Annotated in this window: 2 protein-coding genes; both read right to left on the minus strand. The window is 61.8% G+C overall.

Going from position 1 to position 2128, the window contains the following annotated elements; all coding sequences use genetic code 11:
- Positions 1–227: 227 nt before the first annotated feature.
- Positions 228–1675 (minus strand): IS3 family transposase gene (locus JF66_RS20255; RefSeq protein ID WP_231556537.1). Its coding sequence is split into 2 segments (ribosomal slippage): positions 228–1318 and positions 1318–1675, totalling 1449 coding nucleotides; the frame shifts between segments, so codons are not numbered across the junction.
- Positions 1676–1806: 131 nt separating this feature from the next.
- A partial coding sequence (locus JF66_RS20265; RefSeq protein WP_035880715.1) for a carbohydrate ABC transporter permease occupies positions 1807–2128 on the minus strand: 322 nt, incomplete at its 5' end.

The following is a 2128-nucleotide window of genomic DNA, read 5'->3' on the forward strand; positions in this document are numbered from 1 at the left end:
TGGCTCCGGTAGCAGACCAGACCGAGCAGGAAAGTTTCTCAGCCGGCCAGTAACCATCAAGATCGCCGGTGCTCTTGATATGGGGCGGCCAACTCGGGCGCCCTCGACGTTTTCAGTGGCGAACCGCAGCAGGGGTCACTCCCCCTATAACGTGCACTGACGGGGAAGCGACACGTACTTTCTTCCACCGTGGCACGGAAGATGTCAACCTATGTGAGTCAGTTTCCTTAGGTGGTCATTGAGTTCGTTCCTTCCTTCAGGGGTTCGTTGATCCAGGTGGTGGTCGGGAACGTTGGTGGTTGCGGGACCTTCCGAACGAAGCGTTCCGGGTGGGCGGCATAGGCCGTCGTGAGAACGCGGGCGCGAGCGTGCTGGATTGCGGGGGCGCGGCCGTGGTGCAGGTTGAACGGGGTGTGCATTCCGATGCCGGAATGGCGATGCTCGTGGTTGTACCAGTCGTAGAATTCGGTGCAGAATGAGCGCGCCTCGGCGAGGCTGTAGAACCGGTCGGGGAACTCGGGCCGGTACTTCAAAATTCGGAAATGCGATTCCGAAAATGGATTGTCATTACTCGTATGCGGGCGGGAGTGCGACTTGGTCACGCCCAGGTCGGCGAGCAGGAATGCGACGGGTTTCGACGCCATCGAGGAGCCGTTGTCGGAGTGGATCGTCAGCTGGTCTCGGCGAATGTTCTGCTTCTGGATCGTGTCGAACAGGAGCTGCTCAGCCAGCTCGGCGGACTCCCTGGTCGCGACCATCCAGCCGACGACGTACCGCGAGTAAATGTCGATAATCGTATACAAGTGGAAGTACGACCATTTGGCCGGACCCTTCAACTTCGAGATATCCCACGACCAGGTCATGTTGGGTCCCGTCGCGATCAGTTCGGGCTTGATGCGCGCCGGGTGCTCGGCCTGAGCCCGACGCTCACCGGTCTCACCGTGGGCGCGGAGCAGACGATACATCGTCGCCACGGAGCAGAGGTAGGTGCCCTCGTCGAGGAGGATCGCCTGAATCTCCGCCGGCGCCTTGTCCACGAACCGCTCGGACCGCAGCACCTCCAGAACCGCAGCGCACTCCAGCTCGGTCAGCGCCCGCGGCTGCTTCGCCGGCTGCGGCCGGGGCCGCGGCGCTGACGGTGGCCGTGGCGACCGCGGGTGTTGGCGGTAGTGCGTCGCTCGCGACCGCCCCACGGCCAGGCACGCGTCCCGCGTGCCCACGAGCGGGACAAGTTCGGTGATGGTGGCGTCGATTATTTCTCGGTGTTCGTCTCGCTGCTGTTGGTCGAGAGCTGATCCAACAGAGCCGAGAGTTTTCCCTGGATCGCGATCACCTGCCTCGCCGTATCCAACTCGCCCGACAGCCGGAGATTCTCTTTCCGCAGCCGGGCCGCGTCCTTCTCCGCCGTACTCGACGGCGGTGCTCCCGCCGGCCGCGCCAAGGCAGCCAGCACCCCCTTGTCTCGCTGATCACGCCACGAGCTCACCAAGGAGGTATACAGCTTTTCCCGGCGAAGCAGCGCACCACGGCCCTGCCGATTCAAGCTCTCGTACTCGGTCAGAATGTCGCGCTTGTACTTGGCGGTATAGGTTCGCCGCCGAGCACGCTCGGGAACCTGGGGATCGGGAACATCTTCCATCCCTACAGCCTGCCCGGTCAAGCCGGGTCCTGTCATCACTGCGTTCGTCAAGGGGAACTCCTTCCCCGCCCTCTACGACACTATTCGGGACGATCCCGGTGCCTTATCCAAGGTTGACAGAGAGGGGACTTGCGGGCCTGCTGCGGTGCGGCAGTGACTGACATCGGCTAATCCTTCTGCGGACGAAGTGCCCGAATGTAGACGACGGAGAAGATCGCGCCGATGATGAGCATGACGGTCGCTATGGCTGTGCCGTACCCAATGTTGCTGAAACGGAAAGCCTCCTTGTAAGCAAGGACAGGCAAGGTTGTGCTGTCGTTGCCAGGCCCTCCAGCTGTCATGACGTAGATGAGAGTGAAGACCGACAACGTGAGCAGGCTGATTAGCATCGTGTTCGTCGCGATCGTGTTCTTGATCATGGGAATGGTCACGAGGAAAAGACGCTTTGAGCCGCCAGCTCCGTCGATCATTGCCGCCTCGGTAATCTCC

The sequence above is a fragment of the Cryobacterium sp. MLB-32 genome (assembly GCF_000738085.1).
Lineage (GTDB): Bacteria > Actinomycetota > Actinomycetes > Actinomycetales > Microbacteriaceae > Cryobacterium.